This window comes from Delftia sp. WSY_7, assembly GCF_043104845.1.
Taxonomy (GTDB): Bacteria; Pseudomonadota; Gammaproteobacteria; order Burkholderiales; family Burkholderiaceae_C; genus Comamonas; species Comamonas tsuruhatensis.
Genome location: NZ_JBICLB010000033.1, coordinates 333,988 through 350,658 on the forward strand (window position 1 = coordinate 333,988; position 16,671 = coordinate 350,658).

16 protein-coding genes are annotated in these 16,671 nt (G+C 67.0%); 4 read left to right on the top strand and 12 right to left on the bottom strand.

Translation table 11 applies throughout. The features are described 5' to 3' along the window. Nucleotides 1–47: 47 nt before the first annotated feature. The 7 genes from rng to ACF8ME_RS13700 all read right to left on the bottom strand — a co-directional run bounded on the left by rng (nt 48) and on the right by ACF8ME_RS13700 (nt 6,890). On the bottom strand, nt 48–1,535 hold the full coding sequence (rng, locus tag ACF8ME_RS13670) for a ribonuclease G (RefSeq protein WP_016453532.1): 1,488 nt from the start codon (nt 1,533–1,535) through the stop codon (nt 48–50). Between the two features lie 136 nt (nt 1,536–1,671). Next, nucleotides 1,672–2,286, bottom strand: a complete 615-nt coding sequence (locus ACF8ME_RS13675) for a Maf family protein (protein ID WP_392416938.1) — start codon at nt 2,284–2,286, stop codon at nt 1,672–1,674. Between the two features lie 104 nt (nt 2,287–2,390). After that, nucleotides 2,391–2,858, bottom strand: a complete 468-nt coding sequence (gene rlmH, locus ACF8ME_RS13680) for a 23S rRNA (pseudouridine(1915)-N(3))-methyltransferase RlmH (RefSeq protein ID WP_012205361.1) — start codon at nt 2,856–2,858, stop codon at nt 2,391–2,393. Between the two features lie 21 nt (nt 2,859–2,879). After that, the gene (gene rsfS, locus ACF8ME_RS13685) at nt 2,880–3,647 is read right to left on the bottom strand and encodes a ribosome silencing factor (protein ID WP_016446885.1); all 768 of its coding nucleotides are present in this window, start codon (nt 3,645–3,647) and stop codon (nt 2,880–2,882) included. 249 nt (nt 3,648–3,896) lie between these two features. Then, nucleotides 3,897–4,886, bottom strand: coding sequence for an oxygen-dependent coproporphyrinogen oxidase (gene hemF / locus ACF8ME_RS13690; RefSeq protein WP_392416939.1), 990 nt, complete (start codon nt 4,884–4,886; stop codon nt 3,897–3,899). 4 nt (nt 4,887–4,890) lie between these two features. Continuing rightward, nucleotides 4,891–6,174: a phosphoribosylamine--glycine ligase gene (gene purD, locus ACF8ME_RS13695; protein WP_012205358.1), complete on the bottom strand. Its 1,284-nt coding sequence runs from the start codon at nt 6,172–6,174 to the stop codon at nt 4,891–4,893. Continuing rightward, nucleotides 6,171–6,890: a YebC/PmpR family DNA-binding transcriptional regulator gene (locus tag ACF8ME_RS13700; RefSeq protein ID WP_012205357.1), complete on the bottom strand. Its 720-nt coding sequence runs from the start codon at nt 6,888–6,890 to the stop codon at nt 6,171–6,173. The genes purD and ACF8ME_RS13700 overlap by 4 nt, the downstream gene beginning before the upstream one ends. A gap of 78 nt (nt 6,891–6,968) precedes the next feature. Between ACF8ME_RS13700 and ACF8ME_RS13705 the strand changes: the two genes are divergently transcribed. The 3 genes from ACF8ME_RS13705 (at nt 6,969) to upp (ending at nt 10,303) form a co-directional block, all read left to right on the top strand. Then, the gene (locus ACF8ME_RS13705) at nt 6,969–8,492 is read left to right on the top strand and encodes a helicase HerA-like domain-containing protein (RefSeq protein ID WP_392416941.1); all 1,524 of its coding nucleotides are present in this window, start codon (nt 6,969–6,971) and stop codon (nt 8,490–8,492) included. 147 nt (nt 8,493–8,639) lie between these two features. After that, nucleotides 8,640–9,617, top strand: a complete 978-nt coding sequence (locus ACF8ME_RS13710) for a threo-3-hydroxy-L-aspartate ammonia-lyase (RefSeq protein ID WP_026062217.1) — start codon at nt 8,640–8,642, stop codon at nt 9,615–9,617. Nucleotides 9,618–9,673: 56 nt separating this feature from the next. After that, nucleotides 9,674–10,303, top strand: coding sequence for a uracil phosphoribosyltransferase (gene upp / locus ACF8ME_RS13715; protein WP_012205354.1), 630 nt, complete (start codon nt 9,674–9,676; stop codon nt 10,301–10,303). Nucleotides 10,304–10,384: 81 nt separating this feature from the next. On the opposite strand, the gene ACF8ME_RS13720 is transcribed toward upp, so the two are convergent. Further along, the gene (locus ACF8ME_RS13720; protein ID WP_016446881.1) at nt 10,385–11,086 is read right to left on the bottom strand and encodes a YebC/PmpR family DNA-binding transcriptional regulator; all 702 of its coding nucleotides are present in this window, start codon (nt 11,084–11,086) and stop codon (nt 10,385–10,387) included. A gap of 275 nt (nt 11,087–11,361) precedes the next feature. Between ACF8ME_RS13720 and ACF8ME_RS13725 the strand changes: the two genes are divergently transcribed. Further along, entirely contained in the window at nt 11,362–12,504 is a 1,143-nt protein-coding gene (locus ACF8ME_RS13725) for a PQQ-dependent sugar dehydrogenase (RefSeq protein WP_046239341.1), read from the top strand. Nucleotides 12,505–12,524: 20 nt separating this feature from the next. On the opposite strand, the gene ACF8ME_RS13730 is transcribed toward ACF8ME_RS13725, so the two are convergent. From ACF8ME_RS13730 to ACF8ME_RS13745, 4 genes are all read right to left on the bottom strand, one after another. After that, nucleotides 12,525–13,517, bottom strand: a complete 993-nt coding sequence (locus ACF8ME_RS13730; protein WP_016446879.1) for a tripartite tricarboxylate transporter substrate binding protein — start codon at nt 13,515–13,517, stop codon at nt 12,525–12,527. 63 nt (nt 13,518–13,580) lie between these two features. After that, entirely contained in the window at nt 13,581–14,426 is an 846-nt protein-coding gene (locus tag ACF8ME_RS13735) for an amidohydrolase family protein (protein ID WP_392416944.1), read from the bottom strand. Beyond that, nucleotides 14,426–15,589: a CoA transferase gene (locus tag ACF8ME_RS13740; RefSeq protein ID WP_310039537.1), complete on the bottom strand. Its 1,164-nt coding sequence runs from the start codon at nt 15,587–15,589 to the stop codon at nt 14,426–14,428. The genes ACF8ME_RS13735 and ACF8ME_RS13740 overlap by 1 nt, the downstream gene beginning before the upstream one ends. 58 nt (nt 15,590–15,647) lie before the next feature. Then, nucleotides 15,648–16,652 (bottom strand): tripartite tricarboxylate transporter substrate binding protein, encoded by a 1,005-nt coding sequence (locus ACF8ME_RS13745; RefSeq protein WP_392416946.1) that lies wholly within the window; start codon nt 16,650–16,652, stop codon nt 15,648–15,650. Nucleotides 16,653–16,671 lie beyond the last annotated feature (19 nt).

A 16,671-nucleotide genomic window follows, 5' to 3' on the forward strand; every position in this document is an offset into this window, starting at 1 on the left:
AGATGCCGAATCGCTATTGATAATGAATTGGCAAGATAAATACCGGTTCACAGCAGCACGATGTCGTACTGCTCCTGTGCCATGGCGGTCTCGGCCTGCAGCGAGATGGGTTTCTTGATGAAGTCGGACAGGCCGGCCAGGTGCTGGCTTTCCTCGTCCAGGAACATCTCGACCACCTTGGGCGAGGCCACGATGCGGAACTCGCGCGGGTTGAACTGGCGCGCCTCGCGCAGGATTTCGCGCAGCACCTCGTAGCAGACGCTGCGCACGGTCTTCACATGGCCCTTGCCCTGGCAGACAGGGCAGGATTCGCACAGCATGTGGGCCAGCGATTCGCGCGTGCGCTTGCGCGTCATCTCCACCAGGCCCAGCTGCGAGAAGCCACCCGCCATGGTCTTGACCCGGTCGCGCCCGAGCTGGCGCTTGAATTCGGACAGCACCTCGGCCTGGTGGTCGTCGCGCACCATGTCGATGAAATCCACGATGATGATGCCGCCCAGGTTGCGCAGGCGCAGCTGGCGCGCGATCTGGTGAGCGGCTTCCAGGTTGGTCTTGAAGATGGTGTCGTCGAAGTTGCGCGCGCCCACGTAGCCGCCGGTATTGACGTCCACCGTGGTCAGCGCCTCTGTCTGGTCCACGATCAGGTAGCCGCCCGACTTGAGGTCCACCCGCCGGCCCAGCGCGCGGGCGATTTCCTCGTCGATGGCGAACAGATCGAAGATGGGCCGCTCGCCGCGGTAATGCTGCAGCTTGGGCACGGCCGCCGGCATGTACTCCTGCCCGAAGGTCATGAGCAGGGCGAACTGCTCCTTGGAGTCGATGCGGATGCTCTGCGTGCCTTCGCCCACCAGATCGCGCAGCACGCGCTGCAGCAGGTTCAGGTCCTGGTGCAGCAGCGACATGGGCGGCAGGCGCACCGAGGCCTCCTTGATGCGGCTCCAGGTCTTGCGCAGGTAGCGGATGTCGTCGGCCAGCTCGGCGTCGCTGGAGTCCTCGCCATTGGTGCGCAGGATGAAGCCGCCGCCGCCGCCGGTCTCCTTGGTGCCGACCAGGCCCTGCAGCCGGGCGCGCAGGGCATCGCGCTCGCCCTGCGGGATTTTCTGCGAGATGCCGATGTGGTCGTCCTGCGGCAGCAGCACCAGCAGGCGTCCCGCAATGCTGATCTGCGTGGACAGGCGCGCGCCCTTGGTGCCGATCGGATCCTTGATGACCTGCACCATGATGGTCTGGCCCTCGAAAACCTGCTTTTCGATGGGCACGACAGGCATGTCCTTGCGCGCGAACATGGGGGCCTCGCCCCCTTCCTGCCGCTGCCAGACATCGGCCACGTGCAGGAAGGCCGCGCGCTCCAGGCCGATGTCGATGAAGGCCGACTGCATGCCCGGCAGCACACGCGAGACCTTGCCCAGGTACACGTTGCCGACCAGGCCGCGCTCCAGCGGGCGCTCCATGTGCAGTTCCTGGACGGCGCCGTTCTCGATGATGGCCACGCGCGTTTCCTGTGGCGACCAATTGATCAGAATGTCTTGCTGCATGCTGTGCCTGTGGTGTGCTTTGTCGTTTGTATTTCTCGGCCGGAGCGGCCCGGCAGACATCTTGCCGTGCCGCGCGCTGCCATCGGCCGTGCGCGCCTGCCTGCACGCCCCTCGGGGCCCAGGTCGGGGAGCTGGCCTACAGCGCCCAGCCCAGCTCGCGCAACAGCGCCGCCGTCTCGAACAGCGGCAGGCCCATGATGCCCGAGTAGCTGCCTTGCAGCCACTGCACATGGGCCGCCGCACGGCCCTGTATGCCATAGGCACCGGCCTTGCCCATGGGCTCGCCCGAGGCCACGTAGGCATCGATCTGCTGAGCGCTCATGGCCGCAAAGCGAACCTGGGAGACCGACAGCGCAGCCAGGCGCCGCGCGCCATGCTGTATGGCCACGGCCGTCAGCACCTCATGCTCTCGGCCGGCAAGCCCCGTCAGCATGCGGCGTGCATCTTCGGCATCGGCGGGCTTGCCCAGAATGCGGCCGTCGAGCGCCACCGTGGTGTCCGAGCAGAGCACGGGAGCGGCAGCCAGCGCACGGCGCGCGTGGCGGGCCACGGCAGCGTCGAGCTTGAGTGCGGTCACGCGCTGCACGTAGTCGCGCGCTGCCTCGCCGGCCAGCTCGGCTTCCATGGCCTCGGCATCTTCGGCGATGTCGCCATCCGCATTGGGCAGCAAAAGCTCATGGGCCACGCCCAGCTGCTCCAGCAGTTGGCGGCGGCGGGGGCTTTGGGAGGCTAGGTAGATGAAGGGCGGCATGATGAAAATGAGAAATGCCTTCAGCCCTTTGTATCAAAGCGCCGAAGGCTATCAAAATCATAGTATCACGAGATCTTCCGATCCGCATGACACCGCCGCTGCCGCTATTCCCGGTGGTAGGGATGGCCGGCGTTGACCGACCAGGCACGGTACAGCTGCTCGATAAGGAGCACCCGCACCATGGCATGCGGCAGGGTCAGGTCCGACAGGCGTATGCGCTCGTGTGCGGCCTGCCTGAAAGCGGGGTCCAGACCGTCCGGGCCTCCGATGATGAGGGCCACGTCATCGCCCTCCAGCTGCCAGCCCTGCAGGCGCTGGGCCAGGGCCTTGGTCGTCAGATTGGTGCCGCGCTCATCGAGCACCACGATGCGCGTGCCGCGCGGAATGGCGGCCTCGATGCGCTTGCGCTCGGCCGCGTACAGGGTCTCGACCGTCTTGGAGCCGCGTGGCTCCGTCTTGACGGCCTTGAGCTCCACCTTGAGTTCCGGAGGAAAACGCTTGGCGTAGTCGTCGTAGGCTGTCTGCGCCCAGTCGGGCACATGCTGGCCCACGGCCACGATCAACAGCTTCATGCAGCGTCAGCCCTGAACCGCTCAGGCCTTGGCGCGGGGAGCGCGCTTGGCTGCCGGCTTGGCGACAGGCTTGGCAGCGGCGCCAGCCTTGGCCTTGGCGGGGGCGCGGTTGACCACCACGGTCTTGATGGCCTTGGGCGCCGCCGTCTTGCCGGCCGGCGACTTGGCTGCGGCCGACTTCACAGCAGCCGACTTTGCGGCGGCCGGCTTTGCCGCTGCGGAACGGGGTGCAGCGGCCTTGGCAGGGGCCGCCTTCTTGGCAGCGGGCTTCTTGGCGGCGGCGGAGGCTGCGCCAGAAGCGGCCTTCTTGGCTGCAGGCTTGGCAGCGGTTGCCGCCGCCTTCTTGGTTGCAGCCTTCTTGGCCTTTTCTTCCGCCTTGTCGGTGGCAGCCGAGCGCGTGGGCTTGGGAGCGCCCAGCTTCAGGCGCACAGGCGTCTCGCCCCAGATCTCTTCCAGGCGGTAGTACTGGCGGATGGCCGGCTGCATGACATGGACCACGGCCTGGCCGCAGTCCACGATGATCCACTCGCCGTTTTCTTCGCCTTCCTGGCGCGGCACGGGGAACCCGGCCTGCTTGACGGCGTCGCGCACGCTGGAGGCCAGCGCCTTGGTCTGGCGGTTGGAGGTGCCCGCAGCCACGATCACGCGCTCGAACAGCGGCGAGAGCTTTTCGGTATTGAAGACCTGGATGTCTTGGGCCTTGACGTTTTCGAGGCCGTCAACAATGGCGCGTTGCAGCTTGGTCACGTCGCGCTTGGCTGCGGAATCCGATTTGGTGGAAGTGGTCATCAGGCGGTGATCAATGGAATAGGAATGGGATCAATATAGCGCGAGCGCCGTGCGGCCCGTAGAGGGCTGGGCTGTAGCGGCGCTCCAAAATGCATGGAGTTCGCCCACAGATCGCCGGAAGATTTCGCGCCGAAGAAAGTGGAGAACGCAGCCAACGCTGCGCCTCAAGCTATTGAAATTATAGTTTTGCCGCCTATTCCCTTGCACGCGCGGATTTCGCCACGCCGCTCGGGATGGCGGCTCTCGGGCTCAAAGCCAGTCGCGGGGCACCAGGAATTGCTCCAGCAAAGCGCGCTCGGGGGTGCCGGGCGCGTCCTCGCGCTGGTAGCTCCAGCTCGCATGCGGTGGCATGGACAGCAAGATGGACTCCGTACGCCCGCCGGACTGCAGGCCGAAGTGCGTGCCCCGGTCCCAGACCAGGTTGAACTCCACATAGCGGCCGCGGCGGTAGCGCTGGAAATCGACCTGCTGCTGCCCGTAGTCCATGGCCTGGCGGCGCTCGACGATGGGAAGGTAGGACTCCAGAAAGGCATCGCCCACCGAACGCAGCATGTCGAAACTGCGCGCCTGGCCCAGTTCCGAGAAGTCGTCGAAGAAGATGCCGCCGATGCCGCGCTGCTCGTTGCGGTGCTTTAGGCGGAAGTACTCGTCGCACCACGTCTTGAAGCGCGGGTAAAGCGTGTCGCCAAAAGGCGCCAGCGCATCGCGGCAGACGCGGTGAAAGTGCTGTGCATCTTCCTCGAAGCCGTAGACCGGCGTCAGGTCCATGCCGCCGCCGAACCAGCAGGTGGGTTGGTTGCCCGGCTGCCCTGCCGCACCTGAGCCGGCCGCACCTGAGCCGGCCGCACCTGAGCCGGCTGCAATCATTCGCACATTCATGTGCACCGTAGGCACAAAAGGATTGCGCGGATGGAAGACCAGGGACACGCCCATGGCCTCGAACGGCGCACCGGCCAGCTCAGGCCGGTGCTGCGTGGCCGAGGGCGGCAGCTGCGGCCCGCGCACATGCGAGAAGCCGCAGCCCGCGCGCTCGAACACGCGGCCGCCTTCCATGATGCGGGTGATGCCATCGCCCTGCAGGCGCTCGCCGGGGCCCTTGCTCCAGGCGTCGGACAGAAAGCGTGCACCGCCCTCGCCTTCCACCTCTTCCAGCGCCTGCGTGATGCGGGCCTGCAGGCCCGTCAGGTACTCGCGCACCTGGGCCACGGGCAGCGCCTGCCCGGTCGATTGCTCTGCCATGGACTCAGTTCTTCACGGCACGGAAGCCGATGTCGCGGCGGTACTGGGCACCATCGAAATGGATGCCACGCGCCACGTCATAGACCTTTTGCTGGGCCTGCTTGACGCTGTCGGCCAGCACGGTGACGCACAGTACGCGGCCACCGCTGGTGACGGGCACACCGTCCTTGAGCTGGGTGCCGGCATGGAAGACCATGGCATCGGCGGCGTCCTGCGGCAGCCCGCTGATGGCATCGCCCTTGCGCGGGTCCTCGGGGTAGCCTGCTGCGGCCATGACCACGCCCAGCGCCGTGCGGCGGTCCCATTGCAGCTCGACCTGGTCGAGCTTGGCATCGGTGGCCGCCAGCATGACGTCCACCAGATCGCTCTTGAGACGCATCATGATGGGCTGGGTCTCGGGGTCGCCCATGCGGCAGTTGAACTCCAGCGTCTTGGGATGGCCGGATGCATCGATCATCAGGCCCGCATACAGGAAGCCGGTGTAGGGAATGCCGTCCTTTTCCATGCCACGGATGGTCGGCAGGATGATCTCGCGCATGGCGCGGGCATGCACGTCGGCCGTGACCACGGGCGCGGGCGAGTAGGCGCCCATGCCGCCCGTGTTCGGACCCTGGTCGCCGTCCTTCAGGCGCTTGTGGTCCTGGCTGGTCGCCAGGGCCAGGACGTTCTTGCCGTCGCACAGCACGATGAAGCTGGCTTCCTCGCCGGCGAGGAATTCCTCGATCACCACGCGGGCACCGCCGTCGTTGTGGGCCACGCCGTACTTGTTGTCCACGAGCATGAAGTCCACGGCGTCGTGGGCTTCCTGCAGCGTGGTCGCAACGACCACGCCCTTGCCTGCGGCCAGGCCGTCGGCCTTGACCACGATGGGCGCACCCAGGCGATCCACATAGGCGTGGGCAGCAACCGGGTCGGTGAAAGTCTCGTAGAGCGCCGTGGGGATGCCGTGGCGCGCCATGAAGTCCTTGGAAAACGCCTTGGAGCTTTCCAGCTGTGCAGCCGCCTTGGAGGGGCCGAAGATGCGCAGGCCATGGGCACGGAACTCATCGACCACGCCGGCCGCCAAAGGCGCCTCGGGGCCCACCACGGTCAGCGCGACCTTCTCGGCCTGCGCCCACTCGCGCAGCGCCTGCGGGTCGGTGATGTTGAGGTTCTCCACCTTGCCGCCGGCCAGGCCCGTGCCACCGTTGCCGGGGGCCACATAGACCTTGGTCGATTTCGGCGATTCAGCCAGTTTCCACGCCAGGGCGTGCTCGCGGCCTCCGCCACCAATCACAAGAATTTTCATAGTTCAGCGTTGTGGTAGACGTCCTGTACGTCATCCAGGTCTTCGATCATGTCCAGCAGCTTTTGCATGCGGGCTGCGTCATCGCCTTGCAGGGCGATGGTGTTTTCCGGGCGCATGGTGACTTCAGCCACCTCCGGCGTCAGGCCCTTGGCCTGCAGCGCGTCGCGCACGGTTTCGAACTCGGCGGGTGCGGTCAGCACCTCGATGGCCCCCTCATCATCGGTGATCACGTCCTCGGCACCGGCCTCCAGCGCCACTTCCATGATCTGGTCCTCGTCGCTTCCGGGAGCAAAGATCAGTTGTCCGACATGCTTGAACTGGAAGGACACGGAACCCTCCGTGCCCATGTTGCCACCGTACTTGCTGAAGGCATGACGCACATCCGCCACAGTGCGCACGCGATTGTCGGTCATGGTGTCCACGATGATGGCCGCGCCGCCAATGCCGTAGCCTTCGTAGCGGATTTCCTCGTAGGTCACGCCTTCGAGATTGCCCGTGGCCTTGTCGATGTTGCGCTTGATGTTGTCGGCCGGCATGTTGGCCGCCTTGGCCTTTTCCACCGCCAGGCGCAGGCGCGGGTTGGCGCTGAGATCGCCCCCTCCCGTGCGTGCCGCCACCATGATTTCACGGATGATGCGAGTCCAGACCTTGCCGCGCTTTTCGTCCTGGCGGCCTTTGCGGTGCTGGATATTGGCCCATTTACTGTGTCCTGCCACAGGCTGTCCTTTGATATTGATTTAACCTTGCGGCTGGGATTTTACTTTTGACCGCGTGCTCCCCCGAGGAAACCCGAAATGGCCGCTCCACTTCTGATCGCCCGCCACTCTGCCACAGAATGCCTGCTGCTGCCCGCACTGGCCAATCGACATGGCCTGATCACCGGCGCCACGGGCACCGGAAAGACCGTGACGCTGCAGAAAATGGCGGAAGGCTTCTCCGAAATCGGCGTGCCCGTGTTCATGGCCGACATCAAGGGCGACCTGTCGGGCATCAGCCAAAGCGGCAGCACCGGCGCCAAGATGGCGGCTTCGCTGCAGGAGCGCGGCATCGAGATTCCCCAGCCCCTGGCCTGCCCCACCACGCTGTGGGACGTGTTCGGCGAGCTGGGCCATCCGGTGCGCGCCACGGTCTCGGACATGGGGCCGCTGCTGATCGGGCGCATGCTGGCCCTGAACGACACGCAGATGGGCGTGCTCAACCTGGTCTTCAAGATTGCCGACGACAACGGACTGCTGCTGCTGGACCTCAAGGACCTGCGGTCCATGCTCCAGCACGTGGGCGACAACGCCAAGCAGTTCACCACCGAGTACGGCAACATCAGTGCCGCCAGCGTGGGGGCCATACAGCGCGGGCTGGTGGCCATCGAGTCGCAGGGCGGCGACAAATTCTTTGGCGAGCCCATGCTCGACATCAACGACCTGATGCAGACCGATGCGGGCGGCAAGGGCGTGGTCAACATCCTGGCGGCCGAGAAGCTGATGAATTCGCCGCGCCTGTACTCCACCTTCCTGCTGTGGATGCTGTCCGAGCTGTTCGAGCGCCTGCCCGAGATCGGCGACCCCGACAAGCCCAAGCTGGTCTTCTTCTTCGACGAGGCCCACCTGCTGTTCAACGATGCGCCCAAGGTGCTGCTCGAACGCATCGAGCTGGTGGTGCGCCTGGTGCGCTCCAAGGGCGTGGGCGTGTATTTCGTCACGCAAAACCCGATGGACGTGCCCGACACCGTGCTGGCCCAGCTGGGCAATCGCGTGCAGCATGCACTGCGCGCCTTCACGCCGCGCGACCAGAAAGCCGTCAAGGCCACGGCCACCACGATGCGGCCCAAGCCGGGGCTGGACATCGAGGCCGCCATCACGGAGCTGGCCGTGGGCGAGGCCCTGGTGAGCTTCCTCGATGAAAAGGGCCGCCCCGGCATCACCGAACGCGCCTATGTCATTCCACCGGGCAGCCAGATCGGTCCGATCAGCGAGGAGCAGCGCAAGGTCTTGCTGGCGCAATCGCTGGTGGCAGGTGTCTATGAAAAGGCGGTGGACCGCGAATCGGCCTACGAAGTGCTGCGCGGACGCACGGCAGCATCCGGCGACGGGGCCTCGCCGGCAGGCCCTGCCGGAGGCGCACCCGCCGCCAGCGAAGGCGGCGGCGCCATGATGGACGGGCTCAAGGACCTGCTGTTCGGCACCACAGGCCCGCGCGGAGGCAAGCACGACGGCCTGGTTCAGACCATGGCCAAGTCCACCATGCGCACCATGGGCAATTCGCTGGGCAAGGAAATCCTGCGCGGCGTGCTCGGCGGCATCCTGGGCAACAAGAAGCGCTGAAGCGCTGGCGCACCGGCACTGCGCCGCATCAAACACCATAGCACCCAGCCGTTGCCATGCAACGGCTGGCGCATTTCAGGGCGCTGAAAGCCTGCGCATGCGGCTATGATCGAAACCGCCTCCATCCACTTTGCGGAACCGCACGCCATGACGACGAACAGCCCTCCCTCGCTGCCCACCTATGACGACGTTGCCGCCGCAGCCGGCCGGCTGGAGGGCGTGGCCCACCGCACCCCCATACTGCGCAGCCGCACCGCCGACGAGCTGCTGGGCGCCCAGCTGTTCTTCAAGTGCGAGAACCTGCAGCGAACGGGCGCCTTCAAGATACGCGGCGCCTACAACGCGCTGTCGCAGTTCACGCCCGAGCAGCGCAAGCGCGGCGCCCTGGCCTTCTCTTCGGGCAACCATGCGCAGGCCGTGGCCCTGGCCGCGCAGATGCTGGACATGCCCGCGCTCATCGTCATGCCCGAGGATGCGCCCGCCTCCAAGATGGCGGCCACGCGTTCCTACGGCGCCCAGGTCGTGACCTATGACCGCTTCACCGAGGACCGCGAAGCCATCTCCCGCCGCCTGGCCGACGAGCGCGGCATGACGCTGATCCCGCCGTTCAACCACCGCGACGTGATTGCCGGCCAGGGCACGGCGGCCAAGGAATTGTTCGAGGAGGTGCCCGATCTGGACTACCTGTTCGTCTGCCTGGGCGGCGGCGGCCTGCTGTCGGGCAGCCTGCTGGCAGCCGGACAGCTCTCCCCGCGCTGCAAGGTCTACGGCGTCGAGCCCCAGGCCGGCGACGATGCCCGCCAGTCGCTGCGCGCAGGCCGGATCGTGCAGATCCCCACGCCCCACACCATTGCCGACGGCGCGCAGACCCAGTCCATCGGCGATATCACATTCGCCATCATCCGCGAGCATGTCGAAGATATCCTGGCCGTGGCGGACGAGCATCTGGTGCAGGCCATGCGCTTTTACGCGGAACGCAAGAAAATCGTGGTCGAACCCACGGGTGCGCTCTCGCTGGCGGGCGCCCTGCATGGCGGGGTTGCGCTGTCGGGCGCACGCGTGGGCATTCTCATCAGCGGCGGCAATGTGGACCTGGCGCGCTACGCGCGCTTTCTGCACGACTGAACCGACCCCTGGCGCCGGCCCCAAAATACCGGCGCCCTTTTTTCCAGAAGAAAACCATGAGTACTCTGCACCTGATCGACCACCCGCTGGTCCAACACAAGCTCACGCTGATGCGCCGCAAGGAAGCCAGCACCAACAGCTTCCGCCGCATGCTGGGCGAGCTGTCCACGCTGATGGCCTACGAGATCACGCGTGACATGCCGCTGCAGGACATCGAGATCGAGACCCCGCTGGAGACCATGACCGGCAAGGTCATCGACGGCAAGAAGCTGGTGCTGGTGTCCATCCTGCGCGCCGGCAACGGTTTCCTCGACGGCATGCTCAACGTCGTGCCCGGCGCGCGCATCGGCCACATCGGCCTGTACCGCGACCCCGAGACGCTGCAGCCCGTCGAGTACTACTTCAAGATGCCCTCCGAGATGGAAGAGCGCGACGTGCTGGTCGTCGATCCCATGCTGGCCACGGGCAATTCGGCCGCCGCCGCCGTGGCGCGCCTGAAGCAGCTGAACCCGAAGTCCATCAAGTTCATGTGCCTGCTGGCTGCGCCCGAAGGCGTGGCCACCATGCAGAAGGCCCATCCCGACGTGGACATCTACACGGCCGCCGTGGACCGCCAGCTGGACGCCCACGGCTACATCCTGCCGGGCCTGGGCGACGCGGGCGACCGAATCTTCGGCACCAAGTGAGTCGCCGGGCGCTGGGCGCCTGCACCCACAAAAAAGCCGCACGATGTGCGGCTTTTTTGCTTGGCAGCGGGGACAGCGTCATCAATCCACCAGGCCCGCGTAGACGTTCTGCACGTCATCGTCGTTCTCGATGCCGGCCAGGAAGTCCTGCACTTCCTCCTGCTGCTCAGCCGACAGGCTGGCCATGCTGACCGGCGTCTTGGCCTTGTAGCCCAGCTTGGCCGACAGCACCTTGAAGCCCTGGGCCGGCAGCGCCTTGCTCACGGTATCGAGGTCGGTGGGGTCGGTGATGAACAGCGTCGTGCCCTCTTCCTCGCCGGGCTCGAAATCCTGTGCACCGGCCTCGATGGCGGCCAGTTCGGCATCGGCGCCGCCTTCGGGCTCGCCTTCGATCATGCCCACATGGTCGAAGTCCCAGGCCACGGCCGTCATCTGGCCCTTGCGAAAGCACACGCGCATGTTGGGCGCCGTGCGGTTCACGTTGTCGGTCAGGCACTCGATCATCACCGGCACGCGGTTGGGGCCGTAGCCTTCATAGACCACGCGCTCGTAGTTGACGGCATCGGCACCCACGCCCGAGCCCTTCTTGATGGCACGCTCGAGCGTGTCCTTGGGCATGGAGGCCTTGCGTGCGGCTTCCACCGCCATGCGCAGGCGCGAGTTGCCTGCCGGATCGGCGCCGGCGCGCGCCGCGACGATGATTTCCTTGACAAGCTTGCCAAACAGCTTTCCCTTGGCGTCGGCGACCAGCGCCTTGCCCTTTGCTTTCCATTGCGCGCCCATGGCTGCTTTTCCCTTGCGGATTCTCTGGTGGGTAGGAGGCGCCGCCGCCCGCCCCCGCAGGGACCCGGCCCGGCGCCGAAAGAGCGCTGTTTATACACCCGCGCAAGTGGCTGCGCGGGCTTTTTGCGCAGTGGTTGACAGGTCGCCGCAGGCTCTGGTGGCGTCGTGCATGATGCTGGCTTGTGCGAAGCCCCCTGCCTGCGCTGCACCGCCGCCGACGTCAACGGCTGTGCATCCGGCTTCCCGTCTTGTCCCCTCATCACAGGAGCATCGGCATGCCGCCATCCCTATCCGCCGCCCTCGCCATCAGCACCCTGGGCCTGTCCGGCGCACTGTGGGCCGCCAGCCCCAACCTCTCCACAGAAATCGTCGCCGAAGGCCTGGAGCACCCCTGGGCCATGGCTTTCCTGCCGGATGGGCGCTACCTGGTGACCGAGCGGCCGGGCCGCATGCGCATCGTGCAGGGCGACGGAAGGCTGGGCGCTCCCCTGGCGGGCCTTCCGGCCGTGGAGGCCGCAGGCCAGGGCGGCCTGCTGGACGTGGTGCTGGACAGCGACTTCGCGCGCAACCGCCAGCTGTACTTCTGCTACTCCGAGCCCGGCAGCGGCGCCGACAGCGGCAAGAACAGCACGGCGCTGGCCAGCGCCCGGCTGTCCGACGATGCCAGCCGGCTGGAGCAGGTGAAAGTGCTGTTCTCGCAGCGCCCCAGGTACGCGAGCGCATTGCATTTCGGCTGCCGCATCGTGGAGCGCAGGGTGGACGGCAAGAGCGATGGCACGCTGTTCCTGGCGCTGGGCGAGCGCTCGCGCTACAAGGAAGAGGCCCAGAACCTGCAAAGCCACCTGGGCAAGATCGTGCGCATTGCCAAGGACGGCAGCGTACCCAGGGACAACCCCTTTGTCGGCCGCGCGGATGCCTGGCCCGAGATCTGGAGCTACGGCCACCGCAACGCCCAGGGCGCGGCGCTGGCGCCCGATGGCAGCCTGTGGATGCATGAGCACGGCCCGCAGGGCGGCGACGAGGTCAACCGGCCCGAGCCCGGCAAGAACTACGGCTGGCCCGTGATCACCTACGGCGAGAACTATGGCGGCGGCAAGATCGGCGCCGGCATCACGCGCAAGGAGGGCATGGAGCAGCCGCTGCACTACTGGGTGCCGTCGATCGCCCCCTCAGGCATGGCCTTTGTGACCAGTGACCGGTATGGGGCGCAATGGAAGGGATCGCTGGTCGTGGGCTCGCTCAAGTTCCAGCGGCTGGAGCGCCTGACGATCAGGTCCGGAAAGGTGACGGCCAGCGAGCAGGTGCTGCCGCGCCTGGGCCAGCGCGTGCGCGATGTGCGCCAGGGACCGGACGGATGGCTTTACCTGCTGACGGACGCCCAGGGCGGGCAGTTGCTGCGCGTCACCGCCACGCCCTGAGTCCCGTCACGCGCGGCGGCTCACTGCACGGTGATGCCGTTGGCCTTGACCACGGCATCCCAGCGCTTGCGCTCGGCGGCCACGAAGCCCGTGAAGGCGGCGGAGGAGCTGCCCACGGGCGTCAGGCCCAGTTTCTCCAGGCTGGCGCGCGTGGCTGGCAGGGCCAGGGCCTTTTGCACCAGGTCCTGCAGCTTCTGCACGGTCTCGGGCGCGGTGCCTGCGGGCAGGAAGAAGCCGTTCCACTCCGTGACCTCGAAGCCTTTGATGCCGCTTTCCGCCACCGTGGGCACGTCGGGCAGGTCCGGCATGCGCTTGGCCGAGGACACGGCCAGCGCCTTGAGCTTGCCGCCCTTGACATAGTTGATGCTGGAGGCCGCGTTGGCAAAGTACACATCGACCTGGCCGCCCATGACATCGACGATGGCGGGCGCCCCGCCCTTGTAGGGAACGTGGACGGCATCGAACTTGGCGTCTGCCTTGAGCAGTTCCGTCGCCATCTGGGCCAGGCTGCCCGGGCCGTAGGAGGCATAGGTGAGCCTGCCGGGCTTTTGCCGCGCGGCATTCATGAAGTCGGCCAGGCTGTTGTAGGGCGAGGACGGCGCCGCCACGAGGATGTTGGGCACGCTGATGGCCTGGGACACGGCAATGAAGTCCTTGGCCGGGTCATAGGGCAGCTTGCGCAACGCGGGGTTGATGGCGAAGGACGATGCGTCATACAGCACCGTATAGCCATCGGCCTTGGCACGCGCCACGAGGGCGGCGCCGATGGCGCCGCTGGCGCCGGCCTTGTTGTCCACCACCACGGTCTGGCCCGAGACCTCGCCCAGCGCCTTGGCGATGATGCGCGCCGCATTGTCCGCACCGCCGCCGGCCGAGAACGGCACGACGACCGTGATGGCCTGCGCGGCCGGATAGTCGGCCGCATGCAGCGTGCCCTGGAAAAGTCCCAGTCCCAGGCCCAACCCCAAGGCCAGCACCGTCATGGCGGGCCGCAATGTCTTGATCTTCTTCACGTTTCTGTCTCCTGTTGCTCCATGGTGAAAACCTGGGCTGCGAGGCTTGCGTGCCCCGCGCCCTCAATCGAATCCGTACAGCTCGGCGGCGTTGTCCACCAGCACGCGGGCGCGCAGCGCCGCATCGGGAATCCAGCGTGACAGCAGCGCCAGCAGCATGGGGGTCTGCGGCGGATGGGCAGCTTCGGTGACATGGGGCCAGTCGCTGCCCCAGACCAGGCGCTGCGGGGCCTCGGCCACCCAGGCCTGCGCCAGCGCGTCGCAATCGGCATAGCCTGCGGCCAGGCCCGCCCGGCTGTTCAGATACGGGCCCGAGAGCTTGACCCAGGCCCTGCCCTGCTGCACCAGCCCACGGACCACACCGAAGGCGGGCTGGTGCACGCCTGCGCCGTCAGTGCTGTCAGCCAGCCGCGCCATGTGGTCGAACACCAGGGTGCATGGCAGCCGCTGCAGCAGCGCCGCATGGGCCTCGATCTGGCTGGCCAGCCAGTGCAGCTGCACATGCCAGCCCAGCGCGGCAATGCGCTCGGCCAACGGCTCCAGCATGTCCAGCCGCACGGCTGCATCGTGCTCGGTGTGCAGCGAAAAGCGGATGCCGCGAATGCCGCCGTCATGCAGCGCCTGCAACTGGGCGTCGGTGATCTCGGGGTGCACTACGGCAATGCCGCGCGTGCTTGCTGCGCCCAGCGACTGGATGGCGTGCAGCGTGGCCCGGTTGTCCGTGCCATGCGCACGCGGCTGGACGATGACGGCGCGCTCCAGCCCCATGGCGCCGCGCAGCTGCGCATAGTCGGCCGCCGTGGCATGGGCGCGCATGGCCTGCGGAGCCTCGGCCCCAAAACGCGTACCAAAGCGCGGATCGAAGACGTGCAGATGGGCGTCGCAGGCGCCTGCGGGCAGTGCCTGCATCAGCGGCTCTCTTGCGCGGCGGCCTTCAGGGCCTCGGTATGCTGGCCCAGCGTGGGCGCGGCAAAGGCCGGCGGGCCGGGCGTGCGGTCGAACTCCACGGCGCCGGCAAAGCCCCGGTAGCTGCCCAGGGTCGGGTGCTCGAAACGGGTGACCATGCCCTCGGCCTGCACCTGCAGGTCGTCGAACATGTCTTCCACCGTGCGGGCCGCCGCGCAGGGCACTTCCTCACCGAACAAGGCCTCCCATTCCAGCGCGCTGCGCCCTGCCAATGCCTGGCGCAGCAGCGGCACCAGCACGTCGCGGTGCTGGGCGCGCTTGCGCACGGAGTCGTAGCGCTCGTCGCCGGCCAGCTCGGGCAGCCCCAGCTTGCGGCACAGCGCCTCCCAGAAATGCGCGGTATTGGCCGAGATGTAGAGATGTCCTTCACGCGTCGGGTGGATGCCCGTGATGCCGCCGGAGCGCATGTCGCGCCCCACCTCGCGCGGCTCGCCCTCGGCCCAGACCATGCGTGCGGACTGCATGGTCAGTGCCGCGCGCAGCAGCGACACGCCCACATGCTGGCCCAGCCCGCTTTTCTCGCGCTCGTACAGCGCCGAAGACACGCCGCCCGCCACCAGGGCCGAGGCGTAGTAGTCCACCACGGAGCCGTAGAGAATCTCGGGCGGCCCGCCAGCCTTGCCCTGCATGGCGCACATGCCGGTCATGGTCTGCAGCACCTGGTCGTAACCCGCCTTGGCCTTGAGCGGACCCCGGCTGCCGTAGCCGGTGACGCTGCAATAGACGAGGCGTGGGTTGATGGCGGCCAGTTGCGCAAAACCGATGCCCAGCCGCTCGGGCACGCCGGGCCGGAAGTTGTGGACCAGCACATCGGCCTCGCGCACCAGGCGCAGCAGCACGGCGTGGTCGGCCTCGTCCTTCAGGTCCAGCACCATGCCCCACTTGCTGCGGTTCACGCCCAGGAAGGCGCGGCTTTCAGCTTCCAGCGTGGACGGGTACTTGCGCAGGTTGTCGCCCACGGGCGGCTCGACCTTGATCACCTCGGCGCCCTGGTCCGCCAGCAGCGAGCAGCCATAAGGCCCTGCGATATAGGCGCTCAGGTCCAGCACGCGCACGCCGCTGAGCGGGCCTTTCGGCCCCTGGCGTTCACCGGGCACAAAACTCATTCGTTTCTCCTGATAGGGAAGCGGGAAGGCCTGGGGCACCTCCCGCCAAAGGCCGGGTTCAATCGGCCTGGATATTGCGGTCCTTGGCGAGCTGCTTCCAGCGCGCCACGTCGTCGCGGATCACCTGTGCGAACTGCTGCGGCGTCACGGGGTTGGCAATGGCGCCTTCGCGCAGGAAGCTGGCCTGGATGGTCGGCTTGGCCAGCACCTGGTTCACGGCCTGGTTGAGGCGGTCCACGATGTCGGCGGGCGTGCCCGCAGGCGCCAGCAGCCCCCACCACAGATCGAATTCGTAGCCCGGGATGGCCGTTGCCATGGGCGTCAGGTCCGGCGCAATGGGGCTGGGCTTGAGGCTGGTGATGCCGATGGCGCGCAGCTTGCCGTTGCGCACCATGGGCAGGATGGACGGGCCGCTGGAGACCAGCATCTGCACCTGGTTGCCGATCACGTCGGTCACGGCCGGACCCTGGCCCTTGTAGGGCACATGCATGATGTCCATGCCCGGCACCATGGAGCGCATCATCTCGGTCGCGAAGTGGTTGATGCTGCCGGTGCCCGAGGTGGCGTAGTTGAACTGGCCCGGGCTGGCCTTGATGGCGCGCACCAGATCCTGCGGCGTCCTGGCCGGGAATTCGTTGTTCACGGCCACCACCAGCGGGCCCTTGGCAAACATGGCCACGGGCGCCAGGTCCTTGACGGGGTCGAAGGGCATCTTGGCCTGCACCGCGGCATTCGTGGTCATGCTCGACGACACCGCCACCAGCGTGTAGCCGTCCGCCGTCGCCTTGGCCACCGAGGCCGTGCCGGTGTTGCCGCTGGCGCCGGGCCGGTTGTCCACGATCACGGTCTGCTTGAGCAGATCGCCCATTTCCTTGGCCACCTGGCGTGCGAACACATCGTTGGAGCCTCCCGGCGGATAGGGAACCACCATGGTGATGGCCTTGGACGGGAAGGCGCCCTGCGCCATCAATCCCGGCGAAGCCAGCCCGGTCAGCGTGGCCACCGTTGCCGTGGCCGCCAGCGCCACCAGCCTGCGCCGCGTGCGGCAATGCGAAATGCTCATGTCTTTGTCTCCTGTTTCT